Source organism: Enterobacter sp. PP-008-ECC_S150 (genome assembly GCF_045257065.1).
Lineage (GTDB): Bacteria > Pseudomonadota > Gammaproteobacteria > Enterobacterales > Enterobacteriaceae > Enterobacter > Enterobacter chengduensis.
On record NZ_JBJHHG010000003.1, the window covers coordinates 318215 to 337440 of the forward strand.

At 53.4% G+C, this 19226-nt stretch carries 15 protein-coding genes and 1 pseudogene; 8 read left to right on the forward strand and 8 right to left on the reverse strand.

Annotated elements, in window-relative coordinates; all coding sequences use genetic code 11:
* Positions 1–9 precede the first annotated feature (9 nt).
* Together ACJBF3_RS05890 and tpx are read right to left on the reverse strand one after the other, a co-directional pair.
* A complete protein-coding gene (locus ACJBF3_RS05890) occupies positions 10–1218 on the reverse strand; it encodes an aldose 1-epimerase family protein (RefSeq protein ID WP_045331155.1) in 1209 nt (402 codons plus the stop codon).
* A gap of 275 nt (positions 1219–1493) precedes the next feature.
* The gene (gene tpx / locus ACJBF3_RS05895; RefSeq protein WP_032640892.1) at positions 1494–2000 is read right to left on the reverse strand and encodes a thiol peroxidase; all 507 of its coding nucleotides are present in this window, start codon (positions 1998–2000) and stop codon (positions 1494–1496) included.
* A gap of 107 nt (positions 2001–2107) precedes the next feature.
* Here tpx and ycjG point away from each other — a divergent pair, with 107 nt between their 5' ends.
* Positions 2108–3073 carry an L-Ala-D/L-Glu epimerase gene (gene ycjG / locus ACJBF3_RS05900; protein WP_045331153.1) on the forward strand — a complete coding sequence of 322 codons (966 nt, stop codon included), beginning with the start codon at positions 2108–2110 and terminating at the stop codon, positions 3071–3073.
* Here the strand turns inward: ycjG and mpaA are convergent.
* Positions 3064–3777: a murein tripeptide amidase MpaA gene (gene mpaA, locus ACJBF3_RS05905; RefSeq protein WP_045331152.1), complete on the reverse strand. Its 714-nt coding sequence runs from the start codon at positions 3775–3777 to the stop codon at positions 3064–3066. The two genes, ycjG and mpaA, sit on opposite strands and share 10 nt — an antisense overlap.
* Before the next feature lie 185 nt (positions 3778–3962).
* Between mpaA and ACJBF3_RS05910 the strand changes: the two genes are divergently transcribed.
* From ACJBF3_RS05910 to ACJBF3_RS05920, 3 genes are all read left to right on the forward strand, one after another.
* Positions 3963–5579, forward strand: a complete 1617-nt coding sequence (locus ACJBF3_RS05910; protein WP_045331149.1) for an ABC transporter substrate-binding protein — start codon at positions 3963–3965, stop codon at positions 5577–5579.
* 270 nt (positions 5580–5849) lie between these two features.
* Positions 5850–8267: a glycogen/starch/alpha-glucan phosphorylase gene (locus ACJBF3_RS05915; RefSeq protein WP_047716632.1), complete on the forward strand. Its 2418-nt coding sequence runs from the start codon at positions 5850–5852 to the stop codon at positions 8265–8267.
* Positions 8268–8348: 81 nt separating this feature from the next.
* On the forward strand, positions 8349–8687 hold the full coding sequence (locus ACJBF3_RS05920; RefSeq protein WP_045331193.1) for an STAS domain-containing protein: 339 nt from the start codon (positions 8349–8351) through the stop codon (positions 8685–8687).
* A gap of 164 nt (positions 8688–8851) precedes the next feature.
* Here the strand turns inward: ACJBF3_RS05920 and ACJBF3_RS05925 are convergent, their stop codons facing one another.
* The 3 genes from ACJBF3_RS05925 to ACJBF3_RS05935 form a co-directional block, all read right to left on the reverse strand.
* Positions 8852–8992, reverse strand: a complete 141-nt coding sequence (locus ACJBF3_RS05925) for an Ecr family regulatory small membrane protein (RefSeq protein ID WP_032640882.1) — start codon at positions 8990–8992, stop codon at positions 8852–8854.
* A gap of 73 nt (positions 8993–9065) precedes the next feature.
* Positions 9066–10298, reverse strand: a complete 1233-nt coding sequence (locus ACJBF3_RS05930) for a sensor domain-containing diguanylate cyclase (RefSeq protein ID WP_045331146.1) — start codon at positions 10296–10298, stop codon at positions 9066–9068.
* 92 nt (positions 10299–10390) lie between these two features.
* Complete coding sequence (locus tag ACJBF3_RS05935) at positions 10391–12520, reverse strand: bifunctional diguanylate cyclase/phosphodiesterase (protein WP_045331143.1); 2130 nt, start codon at positions 12518–12520, stop codon at positions 10391–10393.
* A 456-nt stretch (positions 12521–12976) separates the two neighbouring features.
* Here ACJBF3_RS05935 and ACJBF3_RS05940 point away from each other — a divergent pair, with 456 nt between their 5' ends.
* The 4 genes from ACJBF3_RS05940 to dbpA all read left to right on the forward strand — a co-directional run bounded on the left by ACJBF3_RS05940 (position 12977) and on the right by dbpA (position 17144).
* Positions 12977–14119 carry a methyl-accepting chemotaxis protein gene (locus ACJBF3_RS05940; RefSeq protein ID WP_045331140.1) on the forward strand — a complete coding sequence of 381 codons (1143 nt, stop codon included), beginning with the start codon at positions 12977–12979 and terminating at the stop codon, positions 14117–14119.
* 182 nt (positions 14120–14301) lie between these two features.
* Positions 14302–15285, forward strand: coding sequence for a zinc transporter ZntB (gene zntB / locus ACJBF3_RS05945; RefSeq protein ID WP_047716631.1), 984 nt, complete (start codon positions 14302–14304; stop codon positions 15283–15285).
* 284 nt (positions 15286–15569) lie between these two features.
* The gene (locus ACJBF3_RS05950; protein WP_308464005.1) at positions 15570–15743 is read left to right on the forward strand and encodes a hypothetical protein; all 174 of its coding nucleotides are present in this window, start codon (positions 15570–15572) and stop codon (positions 15741–15743) included.
* A gap of 27 nt (positions 15744–15770) precedes the next feature.
* Entirely contained in the window at positions 15771–17144 is a 1374-nt protein-coding gene (dbpA, locus tag ACJBF3_RS05955; RefSeq protein ID WP_045331135.1) for an ATP-dependent RNA helicase DbpA, read from the forward strand.
* A 42-nt stretch (positions 17145–17186) separates the two neighbouring features.
* Here the strand turns inward: dbpA and ttcA are convergent, their stop codons facing one another.
* Entirely contained in the window at positions 17187–18122 is a 936-nt protein-coding gene (ttcA, locus tag ACJBF3_RS05960; RefSeq protein WP_045331134.1) for a tRNA 2-thiocytidine(32) synthetase TtcA, read from the reverse strand.
* A gap of 49 nt (positions 18123–18171) precedes the next feature.
* Positions 18172–19104: pseudogene (locus ACJBF3_RS05965) on the reverse strand (tyrosine-type recombinase/integrase); the annotation flags it as partial.
* Positions 19105–19226 lie beyond the last annotated feature (122 nt).

The window sequence follows — 19226 nt, forward strand, 5'->3', positions numbered from 1 at the left end:
GCTTTCGGTTTATTCCTTCGCCATCGGCGTGTTAATGATTTCCGTTTTTGTCTCGCCCTGAATAGACGCAATCCTGCTTTCGACCTCTTTCACCTGCTGCGGGCTATGCAGCAGGGTATAGGTCAGATCAAACTGCGCGCTGGCACCTGGCTGCAGCTGCTTAACCCGCTTCTGCTCGCGTTCAATGGTGACGGGGTAGGCGTAGCTGGTGCCCGGCTCAATGCCCGTGACATAACCCTGCTTCAGGGTGTCGGTATTTTTCCATAAGGTCAGCACGGGCAGCTGGCGGGTATCAAACTGGATTGACGCCCCTTTATCTCCGGCTTTATTGACCACCGCCGCAAGCGTCTCGTGGTTATTGTCCGCGAGCGGCTGAATGTTAAAGACCATCTCATCAAAGCCTTTTGTCGGCCCGGCATAGGTTTGCCAGTCGTTAACGCCCGCTTTGGCGTAGTCGTTGAATGGGCTCACGCTGACCGCTGGCGCAAGGAAGCGGGCGCCTTCTTCGAGGATCGGCGTCCCGAAGTTGCTGTGATAGATGATTTGGTAATCATGAGGGTAATCGGCGTGGTTGGTCAGCACATCGTGCAGGCTGAACCGGTTGGTACCGGGCACGTAGCGCAGTTCGGTCATGGTTTGCAGATCCGCTTTTTTGAACGTGCTCTCCTTGATTAAACCCCGTACGCGGATCTCATGCGGAGCGGCATCCGCCACTTCAACCTCCACCTGCGACACCGGCGTATTACCGGCCCGGCCATGAAGGGTATAAATTTGCCCGTCCGCGGTAACCGGGTGTCCCGTCCACTCATAGCCACAACGCACCATCATCTCGTTGAAACCATCCAGCCAGCCGAGACCGTTGCGGCTTTCAAGATTGATATAGGCCGGGTTAACGACCTCTTTAACCGGAGAATTCCAGCCCAGCCGGGTGCCAAATCCTTCCACGTGCAGAATGTTCATGCCGCGAGTCGGGCTTAGGGTAATGGTCAGGCCATCTTTGCTGGTAATAATGATGACTTTGCTGCCTTCCTGCTTACCGCCGTGCAGAACCTTTTGCTCAATGCTGAACGTATTATCCTTAACGTTCAGCTCCTCGCTGGAAATCTTCCAGTTTCCTTTCTCTACGCTGCTTTCAGCGCTTGTCAGCACCCAGGTTTTAGCCGCTGCATGGCCAGAAATCAGGACAGCGAGGAGCGTAAACGCGAATTTGATCTTCATATTTTATCCTTTTTGCTGAAACGATTATTTTCTTTCGTAAGCCAATCTAATGTTTAGGCAAAAAGGGAAATGTGATGGGCTTCACTGGGGGTGAAAATAGGGAATTTTAACGATTATTATGCGTTATCGATCACGATAACATTACATCTTATCTTACCTATTGCATGATTAATGTGATTTTCGAGCATTTATGCTTTAACGATTCAGCATTGATGAAATAAAAAACCCCGCCGTGGCGAGGTTGCGAATAAGCTGTATAGAATGCTAAGGACTTATTATGCTTTCAGCACGTCCAGCGCGGCAGCATAGTCCGGCTCGGTGGTGATTTCGTTAACCAGTTCGCTGAACAGAACGGTGTCGTTCTCATCAAGAACCAGTACAGCACGTGCTGCCAGACCCTTCAGCGGGCCTTCCGCGATGCTGACGCCGTATTTCTCGAGGAAATCAGCGCTGCGCAGGGTGGAAAGGGTGATGACGTTGCTCAGGCCTTCGGCACCGCAGAAACGGGACTGGGCAAACGGCAGGTCAGCGGAAATGCACAGCACAACGGTGTTGTCCATCTCGGTCGCCAGCTGGTTGAATTTACGCACGGATGCGGCACACACGCCGGTATCAATGCTTGGGAAAATGTTCAGCACTTTGCGTTTGCCCGCAAACTGAGCCAGTGTGACGTCAGACAGATCTTTAGCCACCAGGGTAAAAGCCTGCGCTTTGCTGCCAGCCTGCGGAATGGAACCTGCTACAGCAACCGGGTTGCCCTGGAAATGAACGAGTTGTGACATAGATATCTTCCTGTTTACATATAGTTAACGTCGAGGCTAGTGTATGCCATCAGCGGATAACACGGCAAACCAAATTTTTCGCCTTTACGGGCCGCAAGGAGTCAGTGATGAGAAGCGTTAAGGTCTATGAAGAAGCCTGGCCATTGCATACCCCGTTTGTGATCTCCCGCGGCAGCCGAAGCGAAGCCAGCGTGGTCGTGGTTGAAATCGAAGACGAGGGTGTGAAAGGCGTCGGGGAATGCACGCCTTACCCGCGTTATGGGGAAAGCCTTGCCTCGGTGATGGCGCAGATCATGACCCTAGTGCCTGACCTGCAAAAAGGGCTCACGCGGGAGGCGCTGCAGCAGCGTTTGCCTGCCGGGGCGGCGCGCAACGCCATCGACTGTGCGCTCTGGAGCCTTGAGGCCGCCAGGCGGCAGCAATCCCTGCCGTCCCTGCTGGGCGTGGCGCTGCCCGCATCGGTCGTGACGGCGCAAACGGTCGTAATTGGTGAGCCGGAGCAGATGGCCGCCAGCGCTAAAGCGCTCTATGACGCCGGCGCCACGGTGCTAAAAGTGAAGCTCGACGACCGCCTGATCAGCGAGCGGATGGTCGCCATTCGCTCGGCGGTGCCCGCTGCCACGCTGATTGTCGACGCCAACGAGTCGTGGCATCCCGAAGGGCTGGCCGCGCGATGCCAGCTGCTGGCCGACCTGGGCGTGGCGATGCTGGAGCAGCCTCTGCCTGCTAAGGACGATGCGGCGCTGAAGAATTTTATCCATCCGTTGCCCGTGTGCGCGGATGAGAGCTGCCACACCCGCGAGAGTCTGAGCGAGCTGAAGGGCAGCTATGACATGGTCAACATCAAGCTCGACAAGACCGGCGGGCTGACGGAGGCGCTGGCCCTGGCGGCGGAAGCGCAGGCGCAGGGCTTCGCCCTGATGCTGGGATGCATGCTCTGCACATCCCGGGCAATCGGCGCGGCGCTGCCGCTGGTCAATCAGGTCCGCTTCGCGGATCTGGATGGCCCGACCTGGCTGGCAGTTGACGTTTCACCTGCGCTGAATTTCACCAGCGGCGTGCTTCATCTTTGAGGCTGCCAGCGCAGAAGCTCCACCATCGCTTTTAGGTATTTTTCGCTGGCTTCGTCGGAGGAAATCGGCGGGAATTCAGCGGTGATGCACGGCAGGCTTAAATCGGCACACCAGCTTCCGAACGAGCCCGGCGTTTCATACCCTACGCTGGTGACGAGCGGCAGAGCGAATGCCCCGGCCAGCCACTCGCCAAGGTCGGAGTGGCGCGGATCTTCAATGCAGGCCAGCGGATCGTGGAAGGAGACAATCCATGCGGGGTGGATCTTATGGATAAGCTGGCAAAGCGCCTGCGTTTCTGGCTCCGAGCCGGGCTTGTCTCCCGTGAGCAGCACCACGTCCCGCTCTTCGGCGGAGCTGTTCCAGCGATACACCGTTTCTCCGGCGCGCCAGTTTGCCGCCGGGAAATTACGGTTCAGGTCGACTCCCCGCGCATTCGCGCGTAACCCAAGCTGACAGCCATCCGGATTGACGGCAAGAATCACGTGATGACGCCGCAGTGATGGCGTCAGCGTCCGCAGCGCGCACGAGAGCGTGACGACAGACGAGTTCTCATCGCCGTGGGTGCCGGCAATAATCAGACCGCTGTCGCGATCGGCATCGGGCGCCGGGAACCAGATTAGCGATGCGCCTAAAAATGAGCGGCCATATTGCTCCGCGCCCGGTGGAAAGGCGCCGCGTTCCGCGCGTGGTCGGGTGGTTGCCATACGAAATCCTGATTAAGAAGTCTCTACTGGCAGTGTTGTGCAAAACACGCGGTTAATCAAATAGTTTCCTTGGTGGCTCAGAATTGCCTCAAATCACTATTCCTGACGAAGGTATTTGCATTTCTCTGTTTCGAAACAAATAATTACGCATCTGCTTGTTACCTGAATTCATTAAAGGGGATCTTATGAAGCATCCTGTTTCGCGTCTCTGCGCTGCACTGTTCCTGTGCGGACTTTCTACACTCTCGTACGCGGCTGACGTGCCCCAGGGCACGGTACTGGCGCAAAAACAGGAGCTGGTCAGGCATATTAAAGATGAACCGGCTTCGCTCGATCCGGCAAAAGCGGTGGGTTTACCCGAGATTCAGGTGATCCGCGATCTTTTTGAAGGGCTGGTCAATCAGAACGAGAAGGGGGAACTGACCCCGGGCGTGGCGACGCGCTGGCAGAGCAACGATAACCGTATCTGGACGTTCATCCTGCGTGACGATGCGAAATGGTCGGACGGTACGCCCGTCACCGCACAGGATTTTGTTTACAGCTGGCAGCGTCTGGTAGACCCGAAAACCACTTCTCCGTTTGCCTGGTTTGCGGCGCTGGCGGGCATCAGCAACGCGCAGGCGATTATCGATGGCAAAGCGGCGCCCGACACGCTGGGCGTGACGGCGGTGGATGCCAGAACGTTACGCGTTCAGCTGGACAAACCGCTACCGTGGTTCAGCAACCTGACGGCAAACTTTGCCTTCTATCCGGTGCAAAAAGCGAACGTTGAAAGCGGGAAAGAGTGGACGCGTCCCGGAGCGCTGGTGGGGAATGGCGCCTACGTCCTGAACGATCGCGTGGTGAATGAAAAACTGGTTGTCGTGCCCAATACCCACTACTGGGACAATGCGAAAACTGTCCTGCAAAAGGTGACCTTCATTCCGATTAACCAGGAATCGTCCGCCACCAAACGCTATCTGGCAGGGGATATTGATATTACCGAATCGTTCCCCAAAAACATGTATCAGAAGCTGCTGAAGGACATTCCGGGACAGGTGTATACGCCGCCTCAGCTCGGGACCTATTACTACGCGTTTAATACGCAAAAGGGACCGACGGCCGACTCCCGCGTGCGTCTGGCGCTGAGTATGACGATCGATCGCCGCATTATGGCGGAAAAGGTATTAGGAACCGGTGAAAAACCGGCCTGGCATTTCACCCCCGACGTGACGGCGGGCTTCACGCCTGAACCTTCACCGTTCGAGCAGATGTCCCAGCAGGAGCTGAACGCTCAGGCGAAAACCCTGCTCCAGGCCGCAGGCTATGGCCCTCAGCGCCCGCTGAAGCTGACCCTGCTGTACAACACCTCGGAAAACCACCAGAAGATCGCCATTGCGGTGGCGTCGATGTGGAAGAAAAATCTCGGTGTGGATGTCAAACTGCAAAACCAGGAGTGGAAAACCTATATCGACAGCCGTAATACCGGCAATTTCGACGTGATCCGCGCATCATGGGTAGGCGATTACAATGAGCCGTCAACCTTCTTGTCGCTGCTGACCTCAACCCACAGCGGCAACATCTCGCGTTTCAACGACCCGGCTTACGATAAGATTATCCACCAGGCGACGCTGGAAACCACGGCGAAAGCGCGTAATACGGACTACAACATGGCGGAGAAGATCCTCATGGAGAAAGCGCCTATTGCGCCCATTTACCAGTACACCAACGGCCGCCTGATCAAGCCCTGGGTGAAAGGCTATCCCATTACTAACCCGGAAGATGTGGCGTATAGCCGGACGATGTATATAGAGAAGCACTAGCGGACAGGGAATTATTGTTAAGGTAAGATTACTTCTGTCACACACTGAACTGGCGCGAAACCCGGCGCCAGTTGCTCTTTCAGATCCTCTACCGCAACCGCAAAAACCGGTTCTTATCAGACGAAACTCACTGCCGATATTTCCCTGACGATTCAAAAACAACATAACTGGCAAAAATTGCCTGAGTTGAACATCGCCGTCTACACTTGAACAAAATAATATCTTGTGTACTGCATATTTAATATAACCAGTCACGTCAGTGAGGTCACTATGTCTTTCACTAACAGCGAGTTGCGTGAGCTTGTCGAAACACAGTTAAAATATACGTTGTGCGTTGACGTGAACAAGGCTACCAACGGCGATATATTCAATGCGGTGGCGCTGGCCGTGCGGTATTTTCAGCAAGATCGCTTTCTCGAGAGTCAGGCCCGGCAATCCGCGGAAAAGAAAAAACGCGTTTATTATATCTCGATGGAATTTTTACTCGGGCAATCATTGCGCAACAACCTGATGAACATGAACTTGCTGGAGGATATGCGTCAGGCTGTCAATGACCTTGGATTTGATTTCGATTCTATTTTTGATGAAGAGCCCGATGCCGCGCTTGGAAATGGCGGGCTAGGGCGCCTGGCAGCCTGCTTTATTGATTCTATGGCCACGTTAGACCTTGCGGCATCGGGGCACGGTATCAAATACGAATATGGTCTGTTCAGGCAATCTTTTCAGAATGGACAGCAGGTTGAACATCCGGACGACTGGCATTCCATGCGCTCGCCCTGGCTCGTTGAACATCATAGCCAGGCAATGCTGATCCCCATCGGGGGTTATATCGAGCATGCAGATGATGCTGAGGGACATTATAACCCGATGTGGATGGGGTGGAATACCATCGTGGGTATCCCGAATGACTATTTCGTTTCTGGCTACAGGGGGAGCACCACGAATAAACTTCGATTATACAGTGCTGTCGCCTCTAATTCTTTCAATATTCATATTTTCAACCACGGTGATTATATCAAAGCGGTGAGTGAAAAAATCGCCTCCGAAAATATATCAAAAATACTCTATCCTTCTGATGAGGTCCTTTCCGGTAAAGAGCTGCGGCTGACGCAGGAGTATTTTCTCGTTGCTTGTACCTTGCGGGATATATTTCGGGAATACGCTGAGACTGGCACCGACATTTCGTTACTGCCACATCACGTGGCTATCCAGTTAAATGATACCCATCCCGCGCTGGCCGTTGTCGAGTTGATGCGGATACTGGTGGATGAACATAGCCTTCCCTGGGAGCAGGCCTGGGATCTCACCCAGCGAACCTGTGCCTACACGAACCACACCCTGATGCCAGAGGCCCTGGAAACCTGGCCAGTAGCGTTGTTTGAAAAACTGCTGCCGCGTCACTTGCAGATTATTTTTGAGATTAACCACCGTTTCCTGGAGGATGTCGCCGCCCGCTGGCCGGACGAACCGCACCTGCTTTCCTCCTTATCTCTCTTTTCGGGGGATAACGATAAAAGTATCAGGATGGCAAATTTGGCCATCGTCGGGAGCCACCGCGTGAACGGGGTAGCAAAGCTCCATTCCGAGCTTATCAAAACACACCTGGTACCTGATTTTTACTTCATTACGCCCGATAAGTTCATCAATCAGACCAACGGGATCACGCCGCGCAGGTGGTTGCAGCAGGCTAACCCAAATCTTGCTGCGTTTCTGAATCAGCAGATAGGTACCCGATGGCCGACGGATTTACATCTGCTCCGCCAGCTGGAGAAGCATGCGGATGATACGGGGGCGATCGATCGCATCCGCAGTATTAAATTCAAAAACAAATCCACGCTGAGCGATATTGTTTCACAGCGCTATGGGATCATGCTGGATCCGATGGCGATGTTTGATTGCCAGGTTAAACGCATACATGAATACAAGCGTCAGCTTCTGAATATTTTACACGTCATTTCTCTCTATCTCGATATCAAAGAAAATGGGAGAACGATAGCGCCTAAGGTGCATATCTTCGCAGGTAAAGCGGCACCCGGTTATCGAATGGCAAAGCTTATTATTCAGTTAATTAATACGGTGGCGAATAAAATCAACAGCGATGCGCGTATTGCCGGGCAGTTGAAGGTCATTTTTCTTGAGGATTACAAAGTCTCGTTAGCCGAAAGCATTATACCGGCAACGGACCTTTCTGAACAAATCTCCACGGCCGGAACGGAGGCCTCTGGAACCAGTAATATGAAATTCGCACTAAACGGGGCGTTAACCATCGGTACGTATGATGGTGCCAATATTGAAATTCTTAATGCTGTCGGGGCGGAGAACTTCTATCTTTTTGGCGCTGTTGCGGAAGACATCGCTAAAATGCGGGGCAATGGCGATAATAATCGGGTTGATCGTCAAAGCCATCCGAAAGTGATGCGCACAGTCGATACGCTCGTCTCCGGCCTGTTTACCGCCGATCGTGAAGTTTTTGCACCGTTACACCGTATGTTAACAACAGCCGATCATTATTGCCATCTGCTGGATTTTGACAGCTACAGTCAAACGCTATATCAGGCAATGGCGGATTTTGAACATCCCGACCAGTGGCATCGGAAGGCCCTGTTAAATATCAGTCGAATGGGAGAGTTTTCGAGTGACAGAACCATTCAGGGCTATGCAAAAGATATTTGGGGAATAGAGTGCTGAGGGTATTTCCCCTGCTATCTTTTGGGAACGATGTCGGTGATTCGAAAAGTCAGCGTGCTACAGCAAATGCCGAGGATGATGATGAACATTGAAATACAGAGTGAAAATGACGTACAGATCGTTGTTCCGCTGGTTCGCAGACTGGATGCGTCCGTCGAATCAACCTTTAAGCAGCAGGTGCTGGAGATTATGGAAAAAGGTCATAAAAAGGTCGTGCTGGACTTCAGCCATGTCGATTTTATTGACAGCAGCTGTCTCGGTGCGCTGGTATCGATATTCAAGAGTGTAAACGGCAGGGGGGAACTGGTGCTGTGTTCCCTCAACAGCAACACTCACGACCTGTTTAAGCTGACCAGAATGGATCGTATTTTTTCTATCAAGACTAATCGGCAGGATGCTTTGCTGATGTTGCGGGGTTGAATGGCCGGAGATAAAAAAGCCCGTCAGAGCACGGGCAACATAAGCAAGTGAATAAATGATTCGTTATCAACGTTGTTGGAGGATAACGACGCGTATTTTACGCGGCCATTAGGTATGCAGATACCTGACAAAGTCGGTAGGTGAAACAAGAAATTAAACGTGCGTTACGGTGCGTCGAAGGTCGGGTAAAGGCTATTTTCGAGAAACTCGACGAGATACCAGACCTCACCGCTAAAAATAAACCATAAGCCAAATATAATAAGCAGTAAAATAATTAAGGTGAGTATTATTTCTGTTTTTCCCATTGAAGCTTTTACCCACCTGCGCTAATTCATTCGAGGTGGGCATTGTAGCGGGGCTTTCCCGGATACTCCAGTTTCATGCAGCAAGGACTTTATTACGGCCATCATTTTTGGCGCGATACAGCGCATCGTCCACGCGCTTAAACAGCTCATCAATACTCTCGCCCTGATTATGCCGAGCCACGCCAATGCTGACGGTAAACCGCGGTAGGCCCGGGATCGTAATGCGGGCAACCGCTGCACGGATCGACTCGGCAATCTGCAGCGCGGTATCGAGCGCGGTATGCGGCAGCAGGATCACGAACTCTTCGCCTCCCCAGCGGAACACCATGTCGTTCTCCCGGCTGCAGGCCTCCAGCGTTCGCGAGAGGGCGATAAGAACCTCATCACCTTTCAGATGACCGAACAGATCGTTAATGTTTTTGAAATGATCGGTATCCACCAGCAGCAGGCTAAAGTGCTGTTGCGCGGGAAGATAGTTGAGGCTGCTTTGATCGGTAATGGCGTAGAACTGCCGCCGGTTGAGGAGCCCGGTCATGGAGTCACGTAACGCCGCATGTTCCAGCTCCTGTTCCAGCCTTTTTTGCTCGGTGATATCGTGAATGATGCACAGCATCAGCTTGTCACCGTAGATCTCAATGGGCCCGGCATAGGTCTGAACGTGACGGGTGGACCCATCGGCAAGGCGGTGAATAAAATTCAGCGGCTTATGCCCGCCCGGCAGTGCGGCAATCGCCGTCATGATGGGCATCACGTCTCGCCCCAGGGTATTGATTTCCCATGTATGTTTACTGCACATGTCATGATGTGAGTAACCATAAAAATTGAGCGCGGCCAGATTCGCATCAACGATTTGGCCATCGCGGGCAGGGTCGATTAGCAGCATCGGGGCGCTGTTGGTCTCAAAAAAGCGCGCATAAAAACCCTGTTTTTTCCGTCGATAGGTGGCGGACCGGCTGGCCTTTAATCCTGAAAGCGTTTGTGGGTAGATCCCCTCAAAAACAATGATATCTCCCCAGGGGGCGTAGTGGGCAAGCGAGAGACGACAGCTTAACGGCGTATCCTGTCCATCCCGGCTCAGCGTCCAGATTTCGACGATCTCCTGCTCTGTTTTCAGTTCAGGCACATACATCGACAGGAGGGTTTGTGCCCTGGCGGAATAGATCCCTTTGCGCAGCCCGTCGAGCGTTTTATTCCCCATGGCCTGCATTGCGGCCGCATTGGCAAAAACGATCTGTTCCGACACGGGTGAAATAAGCCAGACGGGTGTTTTAATTACATTTAATGCATCAAAACAAGGTTGCGACATAGGCGTTTCCTGGTCATCGGCAACGTGTGCCTGACAATCATGACAGAATTGACTCGCGTGTACTCCTTTGAAACATACTCCAGTTAACCCCGTCAGGCATGATTTTTTTGTGAAGCAAATGCATGTTCCGGATGAATTTTACCAATGGGTACAATTTGCTTGTCGGAGTTTATTTGCAGAAGCAGCCACGGTACCTGTTCAGCAGGTAAGGGGCGGGAGAAGAGGTAACCCTGCAGGTAATCGCAGCCGAGACGGGTGAGAACCGCCTGCTGCTCTTCCGTCTCAATCCCCTCAGCCACCACGTTCATCTCCATGGTCCTGGCGATACTGATAATGGTTTCAACCAGCTTGTAGCTTTTTTCATTTTCCAGCATCGAGGTGACAAAGCTTCGGTCGATCTTAAGCTCTTTAGCCGGAAGCACGCTCAGCATCAGCAGGTTGGAGTAGCCCGTCCCAAAATCATCAATCGAGACGACGATCCCCGCGTGGTTAAACGCATTGAGTAACTCAATGCTGCGGTCGAGGTTTTTAAGCGCGGTGCTCTCGGTTACCTCAAGAATCAGCCTGGACGGAGACAGGTTATATTTCTCCAGCATTGACGACACGATAGTGAAAATGTCGGGCTGCTCGAACTGGACGGGGGAGAGGTTGAGCGAGAGCGTCCACTGGCTGAAGCCTTGTTCAGTCCAGAAATGAAGCTGTCGGCATGCCGCTTCAATGGCCCAGTTGCCTACCGGAATAATTAAGCCAGTTTGTTCCAGCGAAGGGATAAAAAGATGAGGAAGTACAACGCCTTGCTCAGGATGACGCCAGCGCAGCAGGGCTTCAAAACCGTGAATGGTTTTCTCCTGTGCATACCAGGTTGGCTGGTACCACAGTTCAAACTGATCGCGTTCAAGCGCCTGAGAGAGCTCCTGCAGGAAGCCGGGTTTCGCCGGGATAGCGGTTGACATCTCGGCCCGGTAAATCGTCCAGCCGTTTCGGCCCTCTTCTTTGACGTGGTGCAAGGCGGCATCCGCCTTGAGTTTCAGCTCGTGCAGCGTCTCACCATCCCGGGGATAGAGGCTGACGCCCGCACTGATTGTGGCGCTCAGCGCATGCCCGCAGATCGAAAGCGGGCGTCGAACATCTTCCAGCAACGCGGTGAGCAGGGCGTTGAGCTTGTCGTCATCACATTCAGGCACCAGCAGGATAAAGGCGTCTCCTCCCAGCCTTGCCAGCGTCATTTCGCGCGTGAGCCGGGCGGTGATGCGCTGCGCAACGGCAATTAAAAACTCATCACCGACGCTGTGCCCCCACGTATCGTTAATGCGCTTGAAGTGATCGACGTTCAGAAAAATCACGGCAAATGGCCTGTTGCTCAGCAACGCGCTGCGCAGACAATCCTGCATGCGCAGATCCATCTGGTGACGGTTAGCGAGCCCGGTGAGCGCATCAAAGCGCGCCTGTAGCTCAAGCTGGCGGTTGAGCTGCTGCAGATTATCCGTCAGCCGGCCGGTGCGCCGGTGTGAATCGACAAGTGAAATAATTAACATCACGCCGAGCAGGCAGAGCGTGGTGACTGAAACCCAGATGGATAACCCCAGCTCGCCAATTCCCCCGGGTAGGGTATGCGCCATATCCTGAAACTGCGCGGCGCTCATGCCGGTATAGTGCATCGCACAAATCGCGGCGCCCATGACGAGGGCCGCGAGAATGCGTTCAATAACGACGCCTTTGTGTTTATCCCGCAGACGGAAGGCCAGCCACAGCGCCGTGCCGGAGGCAACAACGGCAATGACCACGGACAGCCCCACCCAGCGGCGATCCCAGATGATGCTGCCATCCAGCATCAGCGCGGCCATACCAATGTAGTGCATCGAAACCACGCCAGCGCTCAGGATCGCCGTGGCCAGGAGCAGTCGAAAGGGGGATCGTTTTTTGCCCGTAACGGCAATATTAAGGGCCGTGCTGGAAGCCACTACCGCGACGCCCAGTGATGCGAGGGTTAACCACAGGTCGTAGCTCATCATCATGGGCATTTGCATCGACAGCATGCCGATAAAGTGCATCGACCAAATGCCAATGCCCAGCGTAACCCCACCGGCAATGCGCCAGAACAGGGCAGCTTTTCTGCTGGAAAGGGGGATCTTTCCGGCGCTGTCCAGTGCCACGAAGGAGGCGATAAACGCCACCAGATAAGAGATAGCGATTAACACAGGGTCCCACGATATATTGAGCATTATGCAATCCCACGCCTGAGAGGGTTACCGATTTCGCCTGCCGGGTACTTCTTTCTCTGGCAACGAACATGCGCATTCAAACCATATTAGTTATTTATCGTGAAAAATGACCAGTCATATTAATACTCTAAAACTTAATAAGAATATAAAATATATTCTATGGTTAATTTCTTAAGCGTTGCTAAACAAAAGAGAATAATAGTAGCAAAGCTCCTTAAACAGGTGGACGATCGTATCGTCTCACCGCGGGCGATCCTATCGCTTAACATGGCCGGAGACCAGTATCACAGCATGCTGAGCAGAACATTTTCACTAATACGTTCTTTTTATCTGACTTAAGGTAAATCTCAGGATGCTAACGGCGAAACTAAAAACAAGCGCCGTTTGCAATGAAAAACTTGCGGGCCAATGCTATAAGTCTAAGTGCCGACCAAAATATAAAACGTGGGTATTATCATGCTAAAAAATATGAGCATCAGGACCTTTATTATTGGGTTCCTCGTATCGCTATTTTTAGTTAATGCAGGTGTCGTTGTTTTATTTTCCAGCAATCCGTCTCTCTTTATTTCGCTTAACGCCATCAACTTCGTTGCGCTATTTTTGCTCTGGGTCTATATGACGAAGTATCTTGTCACGCCGATCAATACGGTGAAGAAAAGTATTGAAGAGGTGACGGCAGGAAACCTGGGCGTCTCTATCCCCGAATTTGGCAATAACTGTGCGGGTCGGCTTATCCCCGGGATCAACAGCCTTTCCGGCAACATTGCGACGCTGGTGCGCGAGATCAGGGCGTCATCGCAGACCGCCATGACCTTGTCGGATCAACTCTCGGCGCGAAGCGCTCAGCTCTCGGTGAAAACCGAACAGCAGTCTGCGTCTTTAGTGCAAACTGCAGCCAGCATGGAGCAAATGGCCGCGAGCACCAAAAACAATGCTGATAACACCCGTCTGGCGAGCGAGCAGGCAAACGTTGCAACGTTACAGGCGCGCAAGGGCGGCGAGCTCATGGGGCAGGTCGCCAGCAATATGCAGTCCATTACCGAATGCGCCCAGCAGATGACGGAGATCATTTCGCTGATTGACGGCATTGCGTTCCAGACGAATATCCTGGCGCTCAACGCGGCCGTTGAGGCGGCACGGGCGGGCGATCACGGTAAGGGGTTTTCCGTCGTTGCGGAAGAGGTCAGAAACCTGGCGCACCGCAGCGCAGAGGCCGCGAAGAATATCAAAACGCTGATTGACGTCACCAGCAGCAACGTCACGCAGGGAGCCAGCGTGGTGTCGCAGGCAGAGAAAAACATGCACGAAATCGTGACCGGCTCGGGGAATGTCAGCCGGTTGATGGACGACATTTCCGCGTCGACGTCGGAGCAGGAGAAGGGCATTTCCCAGATCACGCTGGCGCTTTCGGAGCTGGAGCGGGTTACGCAAAGTAACGTGGCAATGGCGGAAGAACTCAACGGTTCCTCTGATGTACTGCGCAATCAGGTGATTGAGCTGCAGGCCCGGACGCGTAATTTTAGACTCGACCCAGGTTCCCTCTCCTCATTATCTACCGGCTCGTCCTCCTTCCTTCAGCGGCCAGAGCACTCTCTCTGATACCGCCGCAATTTCATGCCGGGTGGCGCTGCGCTTACCCGGCCTACACGCTCAATCCCGACGCTCGACATGCCCGCATGTACATTTCCTGAGCGATTTCAGCGCGATGGCATACATAGTTGTTGCTTAACCCCTGATGGAGGCTAGACTGACACCGAAAGAGCTCAAAAGGTGGAGGCGCTGTGGAAAGCATTAAAGGATCTGAACTGAACGTTCCTGACGCAGTTTTTGCATGGGTGCTGGATGGGCGCGGCGGTGCCCGGCCGCTGGAAGATAATGATGTGATCGACAGTGCGCATCCCTGCTGGCTACATCTGAACTACACCCACACCGACAGCGCTGACTGGCTGGCATCGACCCCGCTCTTGCCTAACAACGTGCGCGATGCGCTGGCGGGTGAAAGCCTGCGGCCCCGCGTGAGCCGAATGGGTGACGGCACGCTGATCACCCTGCGCTGCATTAACGGCAGCACGGATGAACGTCCGGATCAGCTGGTGGCGATGCGGGTCTATATGGACGATGGCCTGATTGTCTCCACCCGACAGCGAAAAGTCCTCGCGCTGGATGATATCGTCAACGATCTGAAAGAGGGCACCGGGCCGGTCGACTGCGGCAGCTGGCTGGTGGACGTCTGTGACGCCCTCACCGATCATGCGAGCGAGTTTATTGAAGAACTGCACGACAAAATCATCGACCTGGAAGATAACCTGCTCGATCAGCAGATCCCGCCGCGCGGTTTTCTGGCCTTGTTGCGTAAGCAGCTGATTGTAATGCGCCGCTATATGACGCCGCAGCGCGATGTTTATGCGCGCCTCGCCAGCGAAAGGCTTACCTGGATGAATGACGATCAGCGCCGCAGAATGCAGGATATTGCCGACAGGCTGGGCCGCGGCCTGGATGAAATTGATTCCTGTATCGCGAGAACGGCGGTGATGGCGGACGAAATCGCCCAGGTGATGCAGGAGTCGCTGGCGAGAAGAACCTACACGATGTCCCTGATGGCGATGGTGTTTTTACCCAGCACCTTTCTTACCGGGCTGTTTGGCGTCAACCTGGGCGGCATTCCGGGCAATGCCTACCATTACGGCTTTACGGCGTTTTGCGTGATGTTAGTTGTTTTGATTGGTGGTGTTGCATGGTGGTTGCATCGTAGTAAATGGCTGTAAATTTACGCTTTTTTCCGCTTTTACCAAGTTCAAAACGCGCTTTTAATTGAGCGAAGTCAATAAACATCGCCCCCGTAAGGTGCAATATTACTCCCGCAGGTGAATGCAACGTCAAGCGATGGGCGTTGCGCTCCATATTGTCTTACTTCCTTTTTTGAATTACTGCATAGCACAATTGATTCGTACGACGCCGACTTTAATAGTCGGCTTTTTTTTTGCCTCCTGATTCTCAGCGTCTACCCTAAAAGGGACGACAGCAAATTCTGGAGGGAATGATGAGCATCCTGAACGCTCTGCTACTGCAACAATCGCGTCAATCCGATCCCATCCCGACCGATCCGGTGCCAATGCCTGACCCCATCCCGCGTCCGCAGCCGATGCCCGACCCGCCGCCCGATGAAGAACCGATTAAATTGTCGCATCGGACCGCGAGATCTGCGAGGATACGCGCCATCTGACCGCAAAGATCACCACGAGAGACTATTGTGACCGCTTTTTCTACCCTGAATGTTCTGCCCGCCGCCCAACTCGATAACCTCAACGAGTTGGGATACTTCACGATGACGCCTGTTCAGGCGGCCGCCTTGCCCGCCATTCTCGAGGGCCGTGACGTGCGCGTTCAGGCGAAAACGGGCAGCGGGAAAACGGCGGCATTTGGCCTTGGCCTGTTGCAGCACATTGATGCGGCGCTTTTTCAGACCCAGTCTCTGGTGCTGTGCCCGACCCGCGAGCTGGCAGATCAGGTGGCGGGTGAACTTCGTCGCCTGGCGCGTTTCCTGCCCAACACCAAGATTTTAACCCTCTGTGGCGGACAGCCGTTCGGCGCGCAGCGTGATTCAGTCCAGCACGCGCCGCACATTATTGTCGCCACGCCCGGCCGCCTGCTGGATCACCTGCAAAAAGGCACCGTCTCGCTGGATGCGTTGCAAACGCTGGTGATGGATGAGGCCGATCGGATGCTGGATATGGGCTTCAGCGACGCGATTGACGAGGTGATCCGCTTCGCCCCGGCCGATCGCCAGACGCTGCTGTTCTCTGCCACCTGGCCGGACGCTATCGCCGCCATCAGCGGGCGCGTGCAAAAAAATCCGCTCACCATTGAAATCGACAGCGTCGATGCGCTGCCCGCCATCGAACAGCAGTTTTTTGAAACCTCACAGCAGGGGAAGATCCCGCTTCTGCAGAAACTGCTGAGCCAGCATCAGCCTGCCTCCTGCGTGGTGTTCTGTAATACCAAAAAAGACTGTCAGGCGGTCTGTGATGCCCTGAATGCCGCCGGGCAGAGCGCATTGTCCCTGCATGGAGATCTGGAACAGCGCGATCGCGATCAGACCCTGGTCCGTTTCGCTAACGGCAGCGCCCGCGTTCTGGTCGCAACCGACGTCGCTGCGCGCGGTCTGGATATCAAATCCCTTGAACTGGTGGTGAACTATGAGCTGGCGTGGGATCCGGAAGTGCATGTGCACCGTATTGGGCGTACCGCACGTGCGGGCAACAGCGGTCTGGCTATCAGCTTCTGCGCGCCGGAAGAGGCGCAGCGCGCCAATATTCTCGCTGAAATGTTACAGATCAAGCTCAACTGGCTGAGTGCACCGGGCAGCGTGAAGCTCGTGCCGCTGGAGGCCGAAATGGCAACGCTGTGCATTGATGGCGGTAAAAAAGCCAAGATGCGTCCAGGGGATGTATTGGGCGCGCTGACCGGAGATATCGGTCTGGACGGGGCGGATATCGGTAAGATTGCGGTTCATCCGGCACATGTTTATGTGGCGGTTCGCCAGGCGGTTGCCCATAAGGCATGGAAGCAGCTGCAAAACGGGAAAATCAAGGGTAAAACCTGTCGCGTACGTCTGCTGAAATAAAGAATGAAGCGTCTCAGACGTTGTGTCTGAGACGCTAACCGATTATTTCACTTCCAGCACGTTCAGACGCAGCTCGTCAAGCTGATTGTCATCCTCTTCAGGCTGCCAGCCCGCTGGCTGCATCGGGATCTCTTCCCGGTCAAACGCCAGATCGCCGCCATTTACTACTTCTGATTCGTGGTTGATGCCTTTAAAGTCGAACAGCTCCACGTCCGCGAGATGGGAAGGGACGACGTTCTGCATCGCACTGAACATGGTTTCAATGCGGCCCGGGTAGCGCTTATCCCAGTCGCGCAGCATGTCGCCAATCACCTGACGCTGCAGGTTCGGCTGAGAGCCGCACAGGTTACATGGAATGATCGGGAACCCTTTAGCCTGAGAAAAACGCTCAATGTCTTTTTCACGGCAGTAGGCAAGCGGGCGGATCACGATGTGTTTACCGTCATCGCTCATCAGTTTAGGCGGCATGCCTTTCATCTTGCCGCCGTAGAACATGTTGAGGAACAGCGTCTGCAGGATATCGTCGCGGTGGTGGCCCAGCGCAATTTTGGTTGCGCCCAGCTCCGTCGCGGTACGATACAGAATGCCACGGCGCAGACGGGAGCAGAGTGAGCAGGTGGTTTTCCCTTCCGGGATTTTCTCTTTCACAATGCCGTAGGTATTTTCTTCGACGATTTTGTACTCAACGCCCAGCTGCTCGAGGTATTCCGGCAGGATGTGCTCCGGGAACCCCGGCTGTTTCTGGTCAAGGTTAACCGCCACCAGGGAAAAATTCACCGGTGCGCTTTGCTGAAGATTACGCAGGATCTCCAGCATGGTATAGCTGTCTTTCCCCCCTGACAGGCAAACCATGATGCGATCGCCTTCTTCAATCATGTTGAAGTCTGCAATGGCTTCGCCTACGTTACGGCGCAGTCGCTTTTGCAGTTTATTCAGGTTGTATTGCTCTTTCTTTGTATTTGATTGATTTTCTTGCATTTATTACTACCTTCGGAGCCAGTAGGGGCATAATAGGGGCAAAAATTTTTCAGCGTGCCAGCTTATCGTTAAGCATCAGCACCTGTTCGCCATTCATTTCTTCAATCCACGCACCGTAGACTTCATAAACCATTTGCGCGTTTTCATGCCCCATCTGGCTGGCTATGAAAGACGGGTTAGCGCCGGCAGATAAAAGCCAGCAGGCAAAAGTATGCCGCGTATGGTACGGATTCCGGCGGCGAATACCAGCACGTTTTACAGCTGCGTTGAATCTCGCACCGATGCTCGATAAAGAGTAGTAGGCTTTCTGTTCTCCTTTGCGCATCCGGGGTATGAAAACGAATCGCAAACTTTGATGTTCCACTGAGCCATACTCGCGATGATTAAAGACAATTTCGGTTTTAGGCTGCAGCGCCGTCAGCTTGCGTTGTGCTTTCAAGGCTTCAAGTGCCGGCTCTAAAAGGGTGATAACCCGGTTTCCTGCTTCGGTTTTTGGTGGGCCGAACATGCCCAAGGCATTTAGATTGCGCTGTATATGAGCTGTACCTTTTTCCCAGTCGATTTCTTCCCAGGCTAGAGCTGCGATCTCTCCATGACGGACACCAGTATAAACTGCGAACGTCCACATATTGAGGCTTTGGCCACGCTCGGATGCCGCAAGCAAACTAAACTCCTGCTTCGTTAAAGGATCCGGTTTTACTTTCCCTTTGTGTAGTTTCTTGATCCCTTCAAAGGGCTTGCCACTGATAAAACCGGATTTGTGTGCAAACCGAAGAAGGGAGCACAGAAGCGATATATAGTTGTTCACGGTACGCACAGTGCGTCCCTGTTTGTTACTTCTGGGATTTGCCAGATAAAGTGTCTCACCGTTCAACAGCTCCTTTCTGTATTTCAGAATGTCGCTGTGGCGTATAGTTGAAACAGGCGTATCTCCGTTAATGATGTGCATTAACGTACCGAGTTGTGAACGAGTCTTGCGCATGTGACCTGCCCCCAGTATTAGATACAACTATCAGTTAGTAATGTCGGTTTGTTTACCTTCACATTTTTCATTTCGCCACCGTGCTGCAAACTCTGATGGCGTCTGATAATTCAGTGCTGAAT